The following is an 18,704-nucleotide window of genomic DNA, read 5'->3' on the forward strand; positions in this document are numbered from 1 at the left end:
CGCCGAGAACGGGGAGTGCAGAGATGAACTGGACGGACGAGCGGGTTGAGAAGCTGAAGAAGCTGTGGTCGGAGGGTCTGAGCGCGAGCCAAATCGCCGCGCAGCTCGGTGGCGTCAGCCGTAACGCGGTCATCGGCAAGGTTCACCGGCTGAGCCTGCCGGGCCGCGCCAAGGCCGGCGGAACGGCGGCAACGGCCCGGCCCAAGCGGACGACTTCGGCGCCCCGCGCTCCGAACTACGCCGCGCGCGCCGTTACGCGGACCGTCACCCGCACTGTCGGTACGACGGTGCTCAAGGAAGAGGTCGCCGTCGATCTCGTGGCGGAGCAGGAAATCGCGCTCGATAGGAACATCATCGTACCGATGTCGCGCCGGCTGGAGCTCACCGAGCTGACCGAGCGGACCTGCAAATGGCCGATCGGCGACCCGCTCAAGGAAGAATTCCACTTCTGCGGCAACGACTCGCCGGAATCCTCGCCCTATTGCAGTTACCATGCACGGCTTGCCTACCAGCCATCGGCCGAGCGCCGGCGCGTTCGCTGACCGACCACACAGAAAGAACGAAGGGCCTCCTTGCGGAGGCCCTTTTTTTGGAGGATATCAAGGCGCGCACCGCGCTGCGCCGGACAAGGCGAGCGACAGCTTCAGCTTTCCAGCGAATAGCCGGCGCCGCGCACCGTCCTGATCACGTCGGCCATATTGGAGAAATTCAGGGCCTTGCGCAGGCGGCCGACATGGACGTCCACCGTGCGCTCGTCGACATAGATGTCGTGTCCCCAGACGCCATCGAGCAGCTGCGAGCGCGAGAAGACCCGTCCCGGCGAGGCCATCAGAAATTCCAGCAGCCGGAACTCCGTCGGACCGAGCCTCACTTCGCGGCTGCGACGGTGCACGCGGTGGGTCTCTCGGTCGAGTTCGATATCGCCGCAGCGAAGCACCGTCGACAGCACCTCGGGCTTCGCGCGCCGCAGCATCGCCCTGACCCGGGCCATCAGTTCCGGCGTCGAGAACGGCTTGACGACATAGTCGTCGGCACCGGTCGCGAGCCCGCGCACGCGCTCGCTTTCCTCGCCGCGCGCCGTCAGCATGATGATCGGCAGCCGCTCCGTCTCCGGCCGCTGGCGAAGTCTCCGGCAAAGCTCGATACCGGAGACGCCGGGCAGCATCCAATCGAGGATCAGGAGGTCGGGCAGGCGTTCCTGCAGGCGGATCTCCGCCTCGTCGCCGCGAAAGATCGTATCGACCTCGAAGCCCTCGGCCTCGAGATTGTAACGCAGGAGAACGCTCAGGGCTTCCTCGTCCTCGACAACTGCTATCTTCGGCAACATTCAGCTAAGACTCCCTGCCTCGATCGATAAGGTAGCGGGCGCCCGTCTCAATCGATGACGGACCCCAGCGTCGATGTCGTGTCGTCCTTCGGCCGCTCGCCCTGCGGCTGCGCGCCCGTCGCCATGTAGTAGATCGTCTCGGCGATGTTGGTCGCATGGTCGCCGATCCGCTCGATGTTCTTGGCGCAGAACAGAAGATGCGTGCAGGGCGTGATGTTGCGCGGGTCTTCCATCATATAGGTCAACAGCTCGCGGAAAAGCGACGTGTAGATCGCGTCGATCTCCTCGTCGCGTTCACGGATGCTGTTCGCCTTCTCGGGCGAACGCGAGGCGTAGACATCCAGCACTTCCTTGAGCTGGACGAGGGCGAGCTCGGCCAGATGCTCGAGGCCGCGCGCGAGCTTGCGCGGAATGCCGGAGCCGGCAACGGCGATGACGCGCTTGGCGGTGTTCTTGCCGAGGTCGCCGACACGCTCCAGATCGGCGGCGATCCGGATCGAGCCCATGATCTCGCGCAGATCCGAGGCCATGGGCTGTCGCTTGGCGATCGTGACGATGGCCTTCTCGCCGATCTGGCGCTCGGCATCGTCGAGGATGGCGTCATCCGAAATGACTTTCTGGGCAAGCGCCAGGTCGGAGTTGACGAGAGCCCTGACGGAGTCCGCCACCATCTGCTCAGCGAGCCCGCCCATCTCGGAGATCCGGCGGGTGAGATATTTCAGCTCTTCGTCAAAGGCGGACGTGATATGTGCGTGAGTCATGTGCGTATCCTCGGGGCGCGCGCTGTTCTGAGTGGACCCTCTGTCGATTCCAATGGGCAGGAGCGGGACGCGGGGAGAAGCCCTCGAATCCCGCATCCCGCCTTAGCCGAAGCGACCCATGATGTAATCCTGGGTGCGCTGGTCGTCCGGATTCGTGAACATCTTGTCGGTGTCGTTCTCCTCGACCAGGTTGCCGAGGTGGAACATGGCGGTGCGCTGCGAGACGCGGGCCGCCTGCTGCATCGAATGGGTCACGATGACGATCGTGAAATTGGCGCGCAGCTCGTGAATGAGCTCTTCGACCTTCGCCGTCGCGATCGGGTCGAGGGCCGAGCAGGGCTCGTCCATGAGGATCACTTCCGGGCTGACGGCAACGGCGCGGGCGATGCAGAGACGCTGCTGCTGGCCACCGGACAGGCCGGTGCCCGGTTCATGCAGGCGATCCTTGACCTCGTTCCAAAGGCCCGCCTTCTGCAGGCTCGTTTCGACGACCTCGTCGAACTCCGCCTTGGTGCGAGCCAGACCGTGGATCCGCGGGCCATAGGAGACGTTTTCGTAGATCGATTTCGGGAACGGGTTCGGCTTCTGGAAGACCATGCCGACGCGGGCGCGCAGTTCCACAACGTCGATCGACGGATCATAGATGTCGTCCTCGTCGAGCGTGATCTTGCCGGTGACGCGGCAGTTCTCAATCGTGTCGTTCATCCGGTTCAAGGTGCGCAGGAAGGTCGACTTGCCGCAACCGGAGGGGCCGATCAGCGCGGTGACCGTGTTCTCGCGGATGTCGAGGTTGACGTCGAAGAGCGCGCGCTTCTCGCCGTAATAGACCGACACATCCTTGCCGATCATCTTGTAGGGCACGGTGTTCATTTTCTGATCCAGAGCCTTTTCGACTGCAGCTTCCGACATGATGTTCATTGTCTTACCCCACTACCAACGACGCTCAAAGCGACGCCGCAAGAGAATTGCCCCAAGGTTCATGAAGACGAGGAAGATCAGGAGGATGATGATCGCCCCGGATGTCCGCTCGACGAAGGCGCGCTCCGCCTCGTTCGCCCACATGTAGATCTGCACCGGCAGCGCCGTGGACGGCTCCAGCGGCGAGCCCGGATAGTCGACGACGAAGGCGACCATGCCGATCAGGAGCAGCGGCGCGGTTTCTCCGAGCGCGTGCGCGAGGCCGATGATCGTGCCGGTCAGGATGCCGGGCATGGCGAGCGGCAATACATGGTGGAAGATCGTCTGCATCTTCGAGGCGCCGAGGCCAAGCGCGGCCGAACGGATCGACGGCGGCACCGCCTTCAGCGCGGCGCGCGTTGCGATGATGATTGTCGGCAGGGTCATCAGCGTCAGCACGAAGCCGCCGACGAGTGCCGCCGAGCGCGGCATGCCGGCGAAGTTGACGAAAACGGCGAGACCAAGAAGACCGTAGACGATCGACGGCACGGCCGCGAGATTGTTGATGTTCACCTCGATCAGGTCGGTCAGGCGATTCTTCGGCGCGAACTCCTCGAGATAGATCGAGGCAGCGACGCCGATCGGCAACGACAGGACGAGGACGATCAGCATCATATAGGCCGAACCGACGAGCGCCACGCCGACGCCGGCCGCTTCCGGGCGGCTCGATGCACCGAACGAGAAGATGCCGGTGTTGAAGCTCTTCTTCAGCACGCCGGCCTCCGCAAGCTCATTCATCCAGGCAACCTGCTGGTCCTTGACCTTGCGCTTCGATTCCGCGACCTTGAGGTCGATCTGCCCCTTGAAGGCCGAGTCGATGTTCGCGTCGGCGAGCAGCGTCACCGGTATCGTCTTGCCGATGACCGAAGGGTCGGCAACAACGATGTCGCGCAACTGCGTGCGGACACTGTCGGAGACCATGTCGCTCGCCTGCTTGACAAGCGGCCGCTTCTTCGGGTCGATGCCGAGCTGCTTGACCAGGGCGTCGCGGACGAGCACCGGATAGTTGACCGTTTGCAGCCGCTTCGGATCGGTCGCCCGCTCATTCTTCGGGTCGATCACCTTCTCGGAAAACTCGATCGGCAGCGTGATCGTCGTCTGCTGGAAGGCCGTATAGCCCTTCGAAACGACGCTCCAGAGAAGAACCGCCAGGAAGAACAGGCCGATGGCGATGGCGCTGATGCCATAGGCGCGGAACCGGCGCTCGGCGGCATAGCGGCGCTTGATGCCGATGTCGCGGCGGTTTTCGGCAGAACGGCTCGAGACCATTACCGCGGGAGAAGCAAGGTCGGTCATTCGTACTGTTCCCGATATTTGCGCACGATGTAGAGCGCATAGATGTTGAGGCAGAGCGTGATGACGAAGAGGGTGATGCCGAGCGCGAAGGCAACCAGCGTCTGCGGCGAGGTGAACTCCAGGTCACCGGTGAGCTGGTGCACGATCTTGACCGTCACCGTCGTCATCGGCTCGAAGGGGTTGACCTGCATGCGCGCGGCGACGCCGGCTGCGAGTACGACGATCATCGTTTCGCCGACCGCGCGCGAGGCGGTCAGCAGCAGCGCGCCGACGATCCCGGGGAGCGCGGCGGGAAGGATGACCTTCTTCACCGTTTCCGACCGCGTCGCGCCGAGGCCGAGCGAGCCGTCGCGCAGCGCCCGCGGCACCTGCGTGATGATGTCGTCCGAGAGCGAGGAGACGAAAGGAATGAGCATGATGCCCATGACGATACCGGCCGTCAGCACGCTCTGTGCCTGAATGAAGTTCTGGTAGTTGCCGGTGACGAGGCCGTTCAGCTGCGTCGAGATGTCGCGCAGGAACGGACCGACGGTCACGAGGGCGAAGAAGCCATAGACGATCGTCGGGATGCCGGCGAGCACCTCCAGCAGCGGCTTCGCCGTCGAACGCAGCCGGGGGCTCGCATACTCGGCCATGTAAATGGCGGCGAAGAGCCCGACAGGGACGGCGAACAGCATGGCAACGAAGGCGATATAGAGCGTGCCCCCGAGAAGCGGCAGCAGGCCGAACTGGCCGGAGGCAGCCTCGCTGCCGGCCGCGGCGAAGCGCGGATCCCAAACGGTGCCGAAGAAGAATTCCGTCGGCGAGACCATGCTGAAGAAGCGGCCAGCCTCCGACAGCATCGAACCGATGATGCCGATCGTCGTCAGGATGGCGATCGACGAGGCGACGATGAGCGAGCCGAGCATGACGCGCTCGACCTGGTTGCGGGCGCGGAAGCGGGCGGCGATGTTGCGGATCGCATAGAGACCGCCGGCGACGGCAACAAGCAGCACGGCGGCGCTCATCAGCCAGCGGCTATGGAGCCGCGTTGCGTTGAGATGCTGGGCGGCCTTGACCATGTATGGCTCGCCTTCGCCCGCAAGCGCGACGCCCTTGGCAGCAAGCGTCTGGCGCAGATTGGCCGAACCGCTTTCAATCGCGGCCACTTCCGCCGCATTGAGGCGATTGAGACCCACGGCGACGGACTTGACCTGGCCTAGAGCGAGCTGAACGTTCGCAGCACCCTGGCTCTGAACCGAGCCTGGAAGGGCCGCCCGAACCGCGGAGTCGATGTAGAGCGGCGAGGCGATCAGCCATGCGGCGAGCACGAGAGCGGCGGGCAGGACCGCCCAAATGGCCACGTAGCTGCCGTGATAGCCGGGCAGGGAGTGCAGATTGGCGAGCTTTCCGCCCGTCAGCGCCAGCGATCGGGCGCGGCCGGTAAAATAGGCAATGAAACCAATCAAAACAATGATGAGGAGAAGGAGCGAAGTACTCATCGGCACGTCTCCGCGGCAAGCCCGTCAAAAGCCACCGGAAAAGATAGAAATGGACCCCGGCGCAGCAGAACTGCGCCGGGGCATGTCAGTATCAGAGCAGGTTGCCGGCTGCGAAGGCCTTGCGGATTTCCTCGCGCTCGGCGTCCGGTGCAGCAACCAGGCCGTACTCGGCGAGCGGGCTGTCGGGGCCGATCATCTGGTCGTCGACGAAGAACTCGACATATTCCTTGAGGCCCGGAACGACGCCGAGATGCGCCTTCTTGACGTAGAAGAACAGCGGACGCGAAACCGGATATTCGCCGGAAGCGATCGTCTCGGTCGAAGGAACGATGCCGTTGACGGTCGCCACCTTCAGCTTGTCGGCATTGTTTTCGTAGAACGACAGGCCAAACACGCCGATGCCGCTCTTGTTGGAAGCGATGCGGGCGAGCGTTTCGGTGTAATCGCCGTCGATGTCGACAGCAAGACCGTCCTTACGCACGGCCACACACTTCTTGGCGGCGGCCTTTTCGTCGCTGATGGCAGCCTTGATGACGTCCACGGCACCAGCGTCCTTGCAACCGTGGGCGAGGATCTTCTCTTCGAAGACTTCGCGCGTGCCGTGCTTTTCGCCCGGGATGTAGGCCGCGATTTCAGCGTCCGGCAGCGAAGCGTCGATTTCGGACCACTTCTTGTAGGGATTGGCAACGAGCTTGCCGTCGACGACGACTTCTGCGGCGAGCGCCTTGTAGAGCTGCTCCGGCTTCAGAGCGAGGTCTGCATTGCCGGCGTCGGTCGCGAAGACGATGCCGTCATAGCCGATCTTGATTTCCTGGATTTCGGTGACGCCAGCGGCCTTGCAGGCCTCGATCTCGCTGTCCTTGATCTTGCGCGAGGAGTTGGCGATGTCGATGGTGTCCTCGCCGACGCCCTTGCAGAATTCCTTGAGGCCGGCGGAAGAGCCACCGGATTCGACGACCGGCGTCTTGAAGTCCGGGAAGGTCTCGCCAAAGGTCTCGGCAACGATCTTGGCATAGGGAAGAACGGTCGAGGAGCCAGCGACCTGGATCTGGTCGCGAGCCGCTGCGGCACCGGCGAAAGCGGCGGATGCAACCAGCGCCGCTACAGTGAGTTTAAGGACTTTCATAGATGTTCTCCCGGAATGGGCTCGTGTTGGTGCGCCAAGGTCCAGCGCTCTCATCGCCGTCTGATCGGCTGCCCTAGTTAGCCGCCGATGACTACTGGTTTTATGTCACTTTGGTGAAACATTTATGACAGGCTATGCCTTTGAATATACTTATATATTCATGATGCCCGCGGACGACATGCCGCCTTTGTGTCAGAAGCGCACGGTGAAGACCGTGCCCTTGCCGACCTGCGAATGGATGAGCAGCCGGGCACGGTGGCGGGTCAGGATATGCTTGACGATGGCAAGCCCGAGGCCGGTCCCCTTTTTCGAGCGGCTCGCTTCGACGTTAACACGATAAAAACGCTCGGTAATTCGGGGCACATGCTCGGCCGGGATGCCCGGACCGTAGTCGGTGATCGTCGCCTCTGCCTGGTTACCCTTGCCGGTCAGCCGCACGTCGACCTTCTTGCCCTCCTGGCCATATTTGCAGGCGTTCTCGATGAGGTTTTCGAAGACTTCGATCAGCTCGTCGCGATCGCCTTGGACGAGGACCGGCCCGTCGGGCACGTCGAGCACGATTGTCACGTCGAGATCGCTTGCCAGCGGCTGGAGGCTGTCGCGCACATGTCCGAGCAGCGGCACCAGATCGACCGTGTCCTCTGGGGCGATGTGCGATTTCAGTTCCAGCCGCGACAGCGACAGGAGGTCATCGACGAGGCGGCTCATGCGGGTCGCCTGCTCATGCATGATGCCGAAAAATCTTTCCTGCGCTTTCGGATCGTTTCGGGCGGGACCTTGCAGCGTCTCGATGAAGCCGCGCAGCGAGGCAAGCGGCGTGCGCAGCTCGTGGCTGGCATTGGCGACGAAATCCGATCGCATCCGGTCGATGCGGCGGGTCTGCGAGATGTCGCGATAGGTCAGCAGGAAGACCCGCCCGCCCGGGCTATCGCCGCCGATATCGGCCGGGGCGACGCGGACGACATAGACAGCATCCGACGGCAGGCGCTCCGAATGCTCGATCTGGTTGACCTTGCCGGTCGCGATCGTCTCGCGGACCATGTCGAGTATTCCGGGGGAGCGGACACGTGCCGAGAGGTAGCTTTCCGGGGGAATGGTGCCGAAGGCCTTCTCGGCGGCCGCGTTCTGGAAGAGGACGGTCTCATCCGCGGCGATGACGAGCACCGGCATGTCGAGCGCGTTGAGAACCGGGGTCAGCGGGTCCGTCCGCGCCTCCATCATTCTCGGCGCCACCTCCGGCACTGCCTTCGCCAATGGCGCGCTTCGTTTGAGAAGTGCTGTCACGAGGACGATCCAGAAAGGAAGCACCGCCAGGATATGGATGCCGGCGAGGGCCGCGAGGACGGCGAGCACGATGGAAAGGCCAAGAATCCAGCGCTCCGCCTTCAGTTTCGGCTTGAGGTCCTGCCAGAACACCTTCGCGCCATCCAAGACGATACCCTCATTTTCCAATTTGCCGCCTCCTGCCAGACCCTTCTCGTGCGGTGCAATCCCGACCACCAGGCGAAATCCGTCCCCGGTGGCGCGTGCCGAGAGCGGAAACAGAACATTGCGTTCCCTCTCCCGATTCGGCCGCAAGGGCTGAGAGATAGCGGCGCTTCATGACATGATTTTCACGACGTGCTTGAATCCGCAACGCAATTATGGCCTGCTCCGGAGATATCGGGCACCAGCGGGAGGAAGGCAAAATGGCACTAGCGGCGGGAAACGCGGCCCAGCCCGGGAGCCGGGCGGTCGAGCTTGAGATCGGCGGCAAGACCCGGGTGTTCGACATCGACAATCCGGAACTGCCGAAATGGATCGACGACGAAGCCTTTTCGTCCGACGACTACCCCTACGAGAAGAAGCTCAGCGAGGAGGAATACGAGGAGACGCTGACGAAGCTGCAGATCGAGCTCGTCAAGGTCCAGTTCTGGATGCAGGCGACCGGCAAGCGCGTCATGGCCGTTTTCGAGGGGCGCGACGCAGCCGGCAAGGGTGGCGCCATCCATGCGACCATGGCCTATATGAATCCTCGATCCGCCCGCATCGTCGCGTTGACCAAACCCACCGAGACCGAGCGCGGCCAATGGTACTTCCAGCGCTATGTCTCGACCTTGCCGACGGCCGGCGAATTCGTCCTCTTCGACCGTTCCTGGTACAACCGCGCCGGCGTGGAGCCGGTGATGGGCTTCTGCACGCCGGAGCAATACGAACACTTCCTCAAGGAGACACCGCGCTTCGAGAAAATGATCGTCAACGAGGGCATCCAGCTCTTCAAATTCTGGCTCAATATCGGCCGCGAGATGCAACTGAAGCGGTTCCACGATCGCCGGCATGATCCGCTGAAGGTCTGGAAGCTGTCGCCGATGGACATAGCGGCTCTGCCCAAATGGGACGACTACACCGCGAAGCGCGACCGGATGCTGAAGGAAACGCACACGGACCACGCGCCGTGGACCGTCATCCGCGGCAATGACAAGCGTCGCGCCAGGATCAACCTGATCCGCCACATTCTGACGAAGCTCGACTACGACGGCAAGGACAAGGCGGCGATCGGCAAGGCGGACGACAAGGTCATCGGCTCCGGGCCCGGCTTCCTCAGGTGATCTGCGAAGCTGCGCGATGCCGGATCATTGACCCGGCAGCACGCGGATGGCGAAGAGATCGAGGCTGTTGCCGGCGCCGCTGACATCGCTGTTGATCAGCAACTTTCCGGAACTGCCAGGCGCGAGAGGGCGATCGAAGCTGATCTTGAACAGCATGTCGATGCGCTCGTCATGCGCGGTGAAGCGATGGCGACCGCAGGCGCCCATCGCCGAGAAATCGCATTCGACCGAGAACTCCGTCGTCTTGCCCGGCAGTGCCTGGACACTCAGCGCCAGCGTCGAGGACTTGCCCGAAAGCTGGGAGAGGACATCGGCGGGAATGTCGACCGCCACCTCGCCCTCCTTCGAGCCGGCCGACGACGTCAACCGGATGCGCTCGCCGCCATCGTCGTCGAACGGCTGAGCGCTGGCGCGGGCGCCAGGCTTGACGGCCGCTGCGTCCGCCGAGGTGAAGACCTCGATCCACTCGCCCGAAAAGCCCTCCTGCGCGCCGAGCGTCGGCAAGCTGGCAGCGGGGAAATCCTCCGTTTCCACGACGGCCGGCGGATTGGCGACATTGGTGTCGCGCTCGGCGGGCGATTTCAGGAGGTCATTGGTCTGAACCCACCAGACCCCCGCGCCCGCCGCGGCGGCAAGCGTCGCGACAACCATGACGAAGGAGAGAAGCCGACCGCGTCTGCGCTTCGGCGGGCGCTTGTCCGTAACGCCCAGATCCGGCGCGATCGAGCCGGGCTTTCCCGGCTCGACGGACTTGCCACCGTTGGTCACCGGCTGCGTCTGCCCGTCGCGCTCCGGGCGAAGGGCGCCGAGGCCGCCGTCCACGGCCGATCCCGGTCGCGCCTCGGCCTTGAAGCCCGGCTCATGCGCTGCCGCATCGGCCTTGCCTTTCACGTCCGATAGGCTGACGACCGGCGTCGCGGCGCGCGCCTTCAGGGCAGCGCGCTCCTCGGTCTCGATCGCGTGAATGACCGCTTCCAGCCGATGACGCTGCTTGGCGATGATGTCCGGGTCCTCGATCTCCTGCTTCTGGAGGCCATTTTCCAGCGCCTGACGGGCCGACTGATAGATCCGCGCGCGGACTTCGGCATTGCTCCGCTCCGAGCGTTCCAGTGCATTCCTGATTGCCGTCTCGAGTCCGCTCACATCAAATCCTTCTGCACACCAGGCTTACGCCCAAACGGGGGCAAGTATCGGAGGGCCCCGCCTCTTCCCGCGGCACGCCGTTGGTTTTATTAACGATTGGGTAACCGCTGCTTTCGGAATCTGCAAGTCCGGCGGCGTTGCGGCCGGGTCTTGCACGGGGAAAAGGCGCCTTGACCCGTCAAAATGCGGGGCGGAAAACCTCTCTTTGCAAGCACGGCCTTTGCTGCTATCTACATTGACGTTTACGCAAACGTCAAAAATTGGGATGGAGTGAGACCCGATGCCGTTGCCGCCAATTTTTTCCGGAACGACGAGACTGCCGGTTGTCGGCGCGCCGCTTTTCATCGTCTCGCATCCCAAGCTGACGATTGCCCAATGCAAGGCCGGCGTCATCGGTTCCTTCCCGGCGCTCAACGCCCGTCCGCAAGCACAGCTCGACGAGTGGCTCGCCGAGATCACCGAAACGCTCGCCGACCACGACGCCAAGCATTCAGGCCGTCCGGCCGCCCCCTTTGCCGTCAACCAGATCGTCCACAAGTCGAATGCCCGGCTCGAGCAGGACCTGATGCTCTGCGTCAAATACAAGGTGCCGATCGTCATCTCCTCGCTCGGCGCGGTGCCGGAGGTCAATGCTGCGATCCATTCCTATGGCGGCATCGTGCTGCACGATGTCATCAACAACCGCCATGCCAACTCGGCGATCCGCAAGGGGGCCGACGGGCTGATCGCAGTCGCCGCCGGCGCCGGCGGCCATGCCGGAACCCTGTCGCCCTTCGCGCTGATCCAGGAAATCCGCGCCTGGTTCGACGGTCCGCTGCTGCTTTCGGGCGCAATCGCCACCGGCGACGCCATCCTCGCGGCGGAAGCGATGGGCGCCGACATGGCCTATATCGGCTCGCCCTTCATCGCCACCGAAGAGGCCCGCGCCAGCGACGCCTACAAGCAGGCGATCGTCGACGGCAACGCCGCCGACATCGTCTACTCCAACTATTTCACCGGCATTCACGGCAACTATCTCAAGGCCTCGATCCGCGCCGCCGGCATGGATCCGGATACCCTGCCGGAAGCCGACCCGTCGAAGATGGACTTCGGCAAGGCCACCGACGGGGCCAAGGCCTGGAAGGACATCTGGGGCTGCGGCCAGGGCATTGGCGCCATCCAGGAGGTCAGCCCGGTCGCGGAACTGGTCGACCGGCTGGAGCGCGAATACGACGCCGCCCGCGCCCGCCTCGGCCTCGCCTCCTCGGCCGGCCTCACCGCGCCGAAGGAATTTTCAACTTCTCGAAACTGATGACTTGAAATCCCGGCGCTTTGCGTTTATCAGCGCCTCACATTCGTTCCGCGGCCACCCGCGGGACGCTTTAGTGCCGCTTTAGCTCAGTCGGTAGAGCACATCATTCGTAATGATGGGGTCACGTGTTCGAGTCACGTAAGCGGCACCATTCTCTTCCTGCACCGCTTACCGTGACACAGTCGATTCCCGCTCCTCACGTATAAAAATACCGCGCCAGGTGAAAGAACACCGGTGCCGCAAAGCTCAGCGAATCCATGCGGTCGAGCACGCCGCCGTGGCCGGAGATCATCGTACCCCAGTCCTTCACCCCCATCGAGCGCTTGACGGCCGAGAGCGACAGGCCGCCCAAAAAACCCATGGCGACGATGGCGAGCGCCATGGCGGCGGCTTCCAGCGGCGTGAACGGGGTGATCCACCAGAGGCCGGCGCCAGCGGCGACGGCGGATAGGCCGCCTCCGACAAGGCCCTCGACGGTCTTCGAGGGGCTGACGACGGGGGCCACCTTCGTGCGGCCGAACAGCTTGCCGAACACGTATTGCATCACGTCGCTGAACTGCGCGACGGTGATCAGGAAGAAGAGCAGCAGGAAGCCCTCGTTCGGACGGCCGGGAATGTCGAGCGTCAGCAGGGCCGGCGCGTGGCTGATGCAATAGACGGTCAGCATCAGGCCCCACTGGATGCGCGAGACGCGCAGCAAGAACTCGTCGGCATCGCCCTTCAGCGCGGCCAGGCTCGGCAGGAGAAGGAAGCCGTAGACCGGGACGAGGATCGTGAAGAGCGCGTACCAGTCGGTCCAGATCAGCCAGTATTGCAGCGGCAGCAGCACGTAGAAGGCGGCGACCAGAGGCAGGTGATCGGCGCCGCGCGTCGGCGTCAGCGATATGAACTCGCGCAGCGTGTAGAAGGAGGTGAGCGCGAAGAGCACGACGGTCACGCCGCGGCCGAGCGCGAAACTGACCGCGAAGATCGCGACCATGGCCCACCAGGCCTTGATGCGGGCGTTGAGATTATCCACCGTCGCCCGGCCACTCTCCGAAGTCACCTTGCGCGACAGCACGAAGCCGATCACCGAGGCGATGCCGAGCAGCGTCGAGATGCCGCCGAAGAGGATGAACAGCTTGTCGCTCAAGGACATGGCGGCCTCATGAAACCGGATCCGAAGCGAGCGTGCTGACGGCGGTGCGGGCGCGTTCGAGGAATTCGTCCTTCTCCTCACCCGGCCGTCTTACAAGCGGCGCGCCGAAGCGAACCGTGCAGCTGATCGGCACCGGCAGGAAGGTTCCCTTGGGGAAGGCGCGCGAGGGGTTGTCGAGATAGGTCGGAATCAGTTCGACCTCCGGGAATTCCTGCGACAGCCAGTAGAGACCGCTCTTGAACGGTCCCGGCAGGCGCTCGCTGCCGCGCGTTCCCTCGGGAAAGAGAACGAGCGACTCGCCCTCGGCGAGCACGCCGCGCAAGGGGGCGAGCGCCGCCCCGGGCGGACCCTGCGTGGCACGGTCGACGAGCACGGCATTCAACACCTTGAGCGCAATGTGGCGGCGGAGCTTGCCCCTGCCCCAATAGTCTGCGGCGGCGATCGGGTGGGTGGATGCGCGCAGCGGCCGCGGCAGCGCCGACCAGATCAACAGCGTGTCGAGATGGCTGGCGTGATTGGCGAAATAGATGCGCTGGCGCGTATCCGGCACGGCCCCGATCCATTGCGCCTGCCCGCCGACGAGAAACCGGGTGAGGCCGATCAAAAGCAGATCGATCACGGCTTTGCGGCTCCCGAAATGCGCGAGACGATCGCCCGGGTGCGGGTCCAGCAGGTGAGAAGCGCGCCGGCGAGGATGATCCACCCAGCCGCGTAAAGCACGATGCGCTCCGCCGTCAGCCAGGCTTCGCCGAGCGCCAGGAGACAGGCAAGGCTCATCAGCGCCATGCGATGCTGCTTGGCCATCGGACCGCGAAAGTCCTGGGCCTGGCCGAGCGAGCCGCCGAAGACGCGCACATAGGCGGTCAAGGCCGCGGCAAGCGCGCCAGCCCAGCCGAGCCAGCCGGCGCCGGCGGCGTAGCCGAGCGCCACGATCAGCAGCGTGTCTGCGACACGATCGGGAAACTCGTTGTAGAGCGCGCCGACCGGCGAGCCACGGCCGCCCTCGACAGCCACCATGCCGTCAAGCAGATTGCAGAGAAGCCGCAACTGGATGCCGGCGACGGCGACGAGATAGAGCAACGGCCAGCGCGGCGCGAAGACGAGCGCCGCCGCGCCGATCGCGGCAAACCCGATGCTCAACAGCGAAATCCCGTTCGGCGTGATCGGCGTCTTGAGGAGCAGCGCCGTCAGGCGACGCGCGAAGCCGCTGTCTCGCGCCGCAATGGGGCGCCGATCAGCGCCCGGCCCGCCGGGCTCTCCGCCATCCGGAGCGACATTCATCTCTGTGGACCCCAGCCCTTACAAATTCATGATTGCAGTCCGTCATAAAACAACTTCACGGCAAAGGCCATATGGCGGCCTAACAGCAACTTCCGTCGCCGCGCGACTGGATAGCGGCGACGGCGTCGAATGCGCCGTCATCCACCGCCCTTCTCCGCGGTTCCAGCGTCAGCAGCGGGGAAGCGCATGGAAATACGCGTTCCGCGGCGCCGGAGCGCCGGGCTCTCCGCCTTGATCCGTCCGCCCATGGCCTCGACGAAGCTCTTGCTGATCGTCAGGCCGAGGCCGGTGCCGAGCGAGCGAGCGTCCGGCTTGCCCTTGCGGAAGAATTTGTCGAAGACGTGCTCGAGATCGGCCGGCGCGATACCCTTGCCGAGGTCGGTCACCGACAGCACGACCGCGTCGCCCTCCCGCCGGGCATAGATGCTGACCGGTTCGTCGCCGCCGAACCGGTCGGCATTGTCGAGCAGATTGAAGAGGACTTGGCCGAGCAGGAGGCCGTCGCCGCGCATCGACGGCAGGTCTGCGGCGATGCTTGTCTCGAATATGCGGCCGGGAAAGTATTTCCGCGCCCGTTCGACGGCGACGTGAACGACTTCAGCCACATCGACCCGATCGCGCCTGGCATTGATCGTCCCGGCCTCGATCCGGTTCATGTCGAAGAGGTTTGCGACGAAGTGCGTCAGCCTGCCGCTTTCCTCCTCGATCGACTGCAGAAGATCCTCCCGGTCCTCCTTCGGCATTCCGTCGCCAATCTGGCGGAGGGTGGTCACGGCGCCGGCAATCGTCGCCAGGGGCGTCGTGAGGTCCTGGGAGAGCGACGAAAGTAGGGCCGCGCGGAATTTCTCGCCCTCGAGCTGGGCAGCCTGATCGGAGGTTTCACGCGACAGCCGGGCGCGGTCGACGGCAATCGCGGTCTGGTCGAGAATCGCGGCAAGGGCCCGCTCCTCGTTGATCTCGAGCGGCCGGTCCTCCTGCAGAAAGCCGCAAACACCGACGACACCCTGTGGGCTCGTGAGCGGCCTGAACTGAAACGGGCTGTTCGGCAGCGTTCCGGTATCGTTGCCGGCCGCCTCCTTCTTCTCGAAGGCCCAGCGCGCCGCCATCCTGTCGCTGACGGAAAGTTCGGTGTCCGGCGGCCAGGCCACCTTCAAGGCAAGATCACCGTCTTCCGGCAGCAACAGCACGGCGTTGCGCCTCAGCGTCGCCTGCATCTGGGTGACGGCGGCCCAGAGCACGTCTTCGGCATTGGCGGTGCCGGAAAGCTTGCGGGAGAAATCATAGAGCGCCTGCGTCGTTGTCGCTCGGCCCCGTGCCGTCTTCGCCTGCTCGCGAATGCGCGAGGCAAGGCCGCCGGCGAGCGCCGCTGCCGCCAGGAAAACGAAGAGAGCGAAGACCTCGTGCGGCTCGGCCACCGTGAATGTGCCGACCGGCTCGATGAAGAAGAAATTATAGGCGAGAACGGAAAACAGCGCGGCCGCCAGAGCCGCGAAGTAGCCGGCGTAAATGGCCGAGGCGATCACCGCGAGCAGATAGAGAAGCGAAATATTCTGCAGGATGATGAACTGCTCGACCAGTAGGCCGAACGCCGTCGCCAGCCCGACCGTACCAGCGGCTATACCGAAGGCCCGCCCCAGTCCCTCCGGCAGCGGCCGCTTGCTTGTCCGTCTCGGCTTCGCGGGCGGCTCGCTCTTGCCCGTGACGAGGTGAATGCCGACACCGGAAACGCGCTTGGCCAGCGCATCCGGCAAGGAGGCACGGAACAGGCTCAGCGGGAACCAGTGGCGGCGCGCGCCGATGACGATCTGCGTCGCATTCTCGCGCCTTGCGAGCTTCAGGATCTCCTCGACGAAATCGCTGCCGACGATGCGGAGCGTCCCGGCGCCCAGCTGCTCGGCGAGACGGAAGGTCTCGTCGAGCTGCCGCATCGCCTCGCCGTCGCCCGATTCTCGATCCGCGCGCTCGATGGAAACGACGATCCAGTCCGCGTTCAATCCCGAGGCAAGCCGGCTTGCCGTCCTCACCACCTTTTCCGACAGCGGATCCGGGCCGATGCAGACGAGAAGCCTCTCGCCCGCCGGCCACGGACCCTCTATGGCGTTCTGCTTCAGGTAGTCGACCATCTGGTCGTCGACCCGGTCGGCGGTCCGACGCAGCGCCAACTCGCGCAGCGCCGTCAGATTGCCGAGCCGAAAGAAATTGTCCGCGGCCCGCTTGGCACTGTCGGGCAGGTAGACCTTGCCTTCCTTCAGCCGGTCGATCAGTTCCGCCGGTGGCAGGTCGACCAGCAGCACCTCGTCGGCCCGGTTCAGGACCGTGTCGGGAATCCGCTCGCGCACCGGCACGCCGGCAATCTGGGCGACGATGTCCGACAGGCTTTCGAGATGCTGGATGTTGAGCGCCGTCCAGACATCGATGCCGGCATCCACCAGTTCCTCGATATCCTGGTAGCGCTTGGGATGGCGGCCTTCGCCGAGATTGGTGTGGGCGAGTTCGTCGACGACGATGATCCGCGGACGGCGGGCCAGTGCGGCGTCGAGATCGAACTCGTGGAGCGTGCGTCCGCTGTGCGCGACGTCGCGGCGCGGCAAGATCTCCAGCCCTTCGAGCAGCGCCGCGGTCTCGCTGCGTCCATGGGTCTCGACAAGTCCGATGACGATGTCGGCGCCCTCTTGCCTGAGACGCTGTGCCCTCGTCAGCATGGCGTAGGTCTTGCCGACGCCGGGCGCGGCGCCGAGGAACACCGTCAGCTTGCCTCTGCCGCCTCGTTCGGCCAGCGCCAGCAGGGCATCGGGATCGGGGCGGCTCGCCAGGTCGCGATCAATCTCGGACATGCAATCTCTCGAACTCGGTCCTTGGAGAAGGTTCACTCCCGCAGCGCCGTGCCGCCTGTCACGGCCCTATTTGGCGGCGATATCGACTCTGGCAACCGGCTTGGCCGTCGGTTCCGGCTGGTTCGCCACTTCGTGCATCCACTCCCGCCAGATCGCGACCAGCAGCGCCATCAGCACCGGGCCGACGAAAAGGCCAAGGAAGCCCATCGTCTTGACCCCGCCGACCAGGCCGAAAAAGGTCGGCAGGAAGGGAAGCTTGATCGGGCCGCCGACGAGCCTCGGACGCAGCGTCTTGTCGACGATGAAGAGCTCAGTCGTACCCCAGGCAAAGAGCGCAACGCCGTGGAAGGGCGAGCCACTCGCCACCAGATAGATCGAAACGAGCGTGAAGCAGAGCGGTGCGCCGCCCGGAATGAGCGCCATGAGGCCAGTGATGATGCCGAGCGTCACCGGCGACGGCACGCCGGCCAGCCAGTAGGCGACGCCGAGCACGATGCCTTCGCCGATCGCGATGGTGCCCATGCCGGTCACGGTCGAGCTGATCGTCAGCGGCACGACGCGCGACAGCCGCTCCCAGCGCATCGGGAAGATCTGCTCGCCGAGGCGATCGAGCTGCTTCGAGAAGGCATGGCCGTCGCGATAGACGAAGAACAGCGTGATCAGCATGAAGAGCAGCGTCAGGAAGGACTGGAAGGCAGAAGCGCCGATCACCAGGACGCCGCGGTAGATGTTGCCGATATTGGAGCCGCTGACGAGCTGAACCAGTTCGCCAAGCGCGCCCGGATGCCCGACATATTTCACCCATTGCTGACCAAGCCAGGCGCCGGCGACGGGGATTGTCGTCAGCCAGGCCGGGACCGGCGCTCCATTCACGTTGGTTTCCACCGACCAGACGAGCCAGTCGCGCACCTCGTCCACCGCATAGGCCGCGGCGATCGAAATCGGCACGACGATAAAGGCGACAACGGAGGTAATCGCAATGGTCGCCGCAAGCGTCCGATTGCCGGTCAGGGCCTGAAGCAGCCGCCGATAGATCGGCCAGCTCGCAAAACCGATGACGACGGCGGCAAGCACCGGGACGACGAAGCCGTGGAAGAAGTAGACACCGGCGAAGAGCACGAGGACGAGCAGCCAGCGGGCAGCCGAAATCGGCAGGACGAGGGCCGAGCGCGAATGGGGAGGCTGCCCGAAGAGCCGCGGCTCCGCCGGGAGATTTTCTCGCTCACGATTGCCCAATTGCACCTGTAGTCCTCCGTCTTTCAAGAACCTTACATCAATCCCGCAGGCTTGCCAGCCCGTCTCCTGCCCCTATGAGAGCTTTCGACATCAAGAGAGCTGCGTCTCCAAATCATCGCCACGGTCAGCGATCAATTCACAATTGCCGTGATCGTCCGGCGAAGGCGTAGCGGACGGACATGACAGGGAGATTTCGATGCATTCGAGCGCCGTTGCCGTCAAAATCCGTCACGCGCATCGCATCG

16 protein-coding genes and 1 tRNA gene are annotated in these 18,704 nt (G+C 64.3%); 4 read left to right on the forward strand and 13 right to left on the reverse strand.

All coding sequences use genetic code 11. The features are described from left to right. Positions 1–23: 23 nt before the first annotated feature. Positions 24–542: a GcrA family cell cycle regulator gene (locus tag RHIBR816_RS0102415; RefSeq protein WP_018234938.1), complete on the forward strand. Its 519-nt coding sequence runs from the start codon at positions 24–26 to the stop codon at positions 540–542. Positions 543–643: 101 nt separating this feature from the next. On the opposite strand, the gene phoB is transcribed toward RHIBR816_RS0102415, so the two are convergent. The 7 genes from phoB to phoR form a co-directional block, all read right to left on the reverse strand. After that, on the reverse strand, positions 644–1,327 hold the full coding sequence (phoB, locus tag RHIBR816_RS0102420) for a phosphate regulon transcriptional regulator PhoB (protein WP_018234939.1): 684 nt from the start codon (positions 1,325–1,327) through the stop codon (positions 644–646). Between the two features lie 47 nt (positions 1,328–1,374). Continuing rightward, positions 1,375–2,088 carry a phosphate signaling complex protein PhoU gene (phoU, locus tag RHIBR816_RS0102425; RefSeq protein ID WP_018234940.1) on the reverse strand — a complete coding sequence of 238 codons (714 nt, stop codon included), beginning with the start codon at positions 2,086–2,088 and terminating at the stop codon, positions 1,375–1,377. Between the two features lie 102 nt (positions 2,089–2,190). Then, a complete protein-coding gene (gene pstB / locus RHIBR816_RS0102430; protein ID WP_018234941.1) occupies positions 2,191–3,006 on the reverse strand; it encodes a phosphate ABC transporter ATP-binding protein PstB in 816 nt (271 codons plus the stop codon). A gap of 12 nt (positions 3,007–3,018) precedes the next feature. After that, positions 3,019–4,341: a phosphate ABC transporter permease PstA gene (gene pstA / locus RHIBR816_RS0102435; protein WP_026186566.1), complete on the reverse strand. Its 1,323-nt coding sequence runs from the start codon at positions 4,339–4,341 to the stop codon at positions 3,019–3,021. Beyond that, a complete protein-coding gene (pstC, locus tag RHIBR816_RS0102440; RefSeq protein ID WP_018234943.1) occupies positions 4,338–5,822 on the reverse strand; it encodes a phosphate ABC transporter permease subunit PstC in 1,485 nt (494 codons plus the stop codon). Before pstC ends, pstA begins: the two co-directional genes overlap by 4 nt. 91 nt (positions 5,823–5,913) lie before the next feature. After that, positions 5,914–6,948, reverse strand: coding sequence for a substrate-binding domain-containing protein (locus RHIBR816_RS0102445; RefSeq protein WP_018234944.1), 1,035 nt, complete (start codon positions 6,946–6,948; stop codon positions 5,914–5,916). A gap of 192 nt (positions 6,949–7,140) precedes the next feature. After that, positions 7,141–8,400, reverse strand: a complete 1,260-nt coding sequence (phoR, locus tag RHIBR816_RS0102450) for a phosphate regulon sensor histidine kinase PhoR (RefSeq protein WP_026186567.1) — start codon at positions 8,398–8,400, stop codon at positions 7,141–7,143. Positions 8,401–8,636: 236 nt separating this feature from the next. Here phoR and ppk2 point away from each other — a divergent pair, with 236 nt between their 5' ends. After that, complete coding sequence (gene ppk2 / locus RHIBR816_RS0102455) at positions 8,637–9,536, forward strand: polyphosphate kinase 2 (RefSeq protein ID WP_018234946.1); 900 nt, start codon at positions 8,637–8,639, stop codon at positions 9,534–9,536. A gap of 24 nt (positions 9,537–9,560) precedes the next feature. Here ppk2 and RHIBR816_RS0102460 read toward each other — a convergent pair whose 3' ends face one another. Further along, entirely contained in the window at positions 9,561–10,679 is a 1,119-nt protein-coding gene (locus RHIBR816_RS0102460; protein ID WP_018234947.1) for a hypothetical protein, read from the reverse strand. Between the two features lie 280 nt (positions 10,680–10,959). On the opposite strand from RHIBR816_RS0102460, the gene RHIBR816_RS0102465 reads away from it, so the two are divergent. Both RHIBR816_RS0102465 and RHIBR816_RS0102470 read left to right on the forward strand, forming a co-directional pair. Continuing rightward, a complete protein-coding gene (locus tag RHIBR816_RS0102465; protein ID WP_018234948.1) occupies positions 10,960–11,970 on the forward strand; it encodes a nitronate monooxygenase family protein in 1,011 nt (336 codons plus the stop codon). A 75-nt stretch (positions 11,971–12,045) separates the two neighbouring features. Next, a tRNA-Thr gene (locus RHIBR816_RS0102470) sits at positions 12,046–12,121 on the forward strand. A 45-nt stretch (positions 12,122–12,166) separates the two neighbouring features. Here RHIBR816_RS0102470 and RHIBR816_RS0102475 read toward each other — a convergent pair. The 5 genes from RHIBR816_RS0102475 to RHIBR816_RS0102495 all read right to left on the reverse strand — a co-directional run bounded on the left by RHIBR816_RS0102475 (position 12,167) and on the right by RHIBR816_RS0102495 (position 18,465). After that, positions 12,167–13,108 carry a phosphatidate cytidylyltransferase gene (locus RHIBR816_RS0102475; RefSeq protein WP_018234949.1) on the reverse strand — a complete coding sequence of 314 codons (942 nt, stop codon included), beginning with the start codon at positions 13,106–13,108 and terminating at the stop codon, positions 12,167–12,169. 7 nt (positions 13,109–13,115) lie between these two features. Continuing rightward, positions 13,116–13,727 carry a 1-acyl-sn-glycerol-3-phosphate acyltransferase gene (locus RHIBR816_RS0102480; RefSeq protein WP_018234950.1) on the reverse strand — a complete coding sequence of 204 codons (612 nt, stop codon included), beginning with the start codon at positions 13,725–13,727 and terminating at the stop codon, positions 13,116–13,118. Next, complete coding sequence (locus RHIBR816_RS0102485) at positions 13,724–14,389, reverse strand: CDP-alcohol phosphatidyltransferase family protein (RefSeq protein ID WP_018234951.1); 666 nt, start codon at positions 14,387–14,389, stop codon at positions 13,724–13,726. Before RHIBR816_RS0102485 ends, RHIBR816_RS0102480 begins: the two co-directional genes overlap by 4 nt. 137 nt (positions 14,390–14,526) lie before the next feature. After that, complete coding sequence (locus RHIBR816_RS0102490) at positions 14,527–17,223, reverse strand: sensor histidine kinase KdpD (protein ID WP_018234952.1); 2,697 nt, start codon at positions 17,221–17,223, stop codon at positions 14,527–14,529. Between the two features lie 66 nt (positions 17,224–17,289). Then, positions 17,290–18,465, reverse strand: coding sequence for an AI-2E family transporter (locus RHIBR816_RS0102495; protein WP_026186568.1), 1,176 nt, complete (start codon positions 18,463–18,465; stop codon positions 17,290–17,292). Positions 18,466–18,704 lie beyond the last annotated feature (239 nt).

It is taken from the genome of Ensifer sp. BR816 (genome assembly GCF_000378985.1).
In the GTDB taxonomy this organism is placed as follows: domain Bacteria; phylum Pseudomonadota; class Alphaproteobacteria; order Rhizobiales; family Rhizobiaceae; genus Sinorhizobium.

Coding starts and splice junctions, on each gene's coding strand:
- RHIBR816_RS0102415 (WP_018234938.1), top strand. CDS start 24: ATGAACTGGACGGACGAGCGGGTTGAGAAGCTGAAGAAGCTGTGGTCG.
- phoB (WP_018234939.1), bottom strand. CDS start 1,327: ATGTTGCCGAAGATAGCAGTTGTCGAGGACGAGGAAGCCCTGAGCGTT.
- phoU (WP_018234940.1), bottom strand. CDS start 2,088: ATGACTCACGCACATATCACGTCCGCCTTTGACGAAGAGCTGAAATAT.
- pstB (WP_018234941.1), bottom strand. CDS start 3,006: ATGAACATCATGTCGGAAGCTGCAGTCGAAAAGGCTCTGGATCAGAAA.
- pstA (WP_026186566.1), bottom strand. CDS start 4,341: ATGACCGACCTTGCTTCTCCCGCGGTAATGGTCTCGAGCCGTTCTGCC.
- pstC (WP_018234943.1), bottom strand. CDS start 5,822: ATGAGTACTTCGCTCCTTCTCCTCATCATTGTTTTGATTGGTTTCATT.
- RHIBR816_RS0102445 (WP_018234944.1), bottom strand. CDS start 6,948: ATGAAAGTCCTTAAACTCACTGTAGCGGCGCTGGTTGCATCCGCCGCT.
- ppk2 (WP_018234946.1), top strand. CDS start 8,637: ATGGCACTAGCGGCGGGAAACGCGGCCCAGCCCGGGAGCCGGGCGGTC.
- RHIBR816_RS0102465 (WP_018234948.1), top strand. CDS start 10,960: ATGCCGTTGCCGCCAATTTTTTCCGGAACGACGAGACTGCCGGTTGTC.
- RHIBR816_RS0102475 (WP_018234949.1), bottom strand. CDS start 13,108: ATGTCCTTGAGCGACAAGCTGTTCATCCTCTTCGGCGGCATCTCGACG.
- RHIBR816_RS0102485 (WP_018234951.1), bottom strand. CDS start 14,389: ATGAATGTCGCTCCGGATGGCGGAGAGCCCGGCGGGCCGGGCGCTGAT.
- RHIBR816_RS0102490 (WP_018234952.1), bottom strand. CDS start 17,223: ATGTCCGAGATTGATCGCGACCTGGCGAGCCGCCCCGATCCCGATGCC.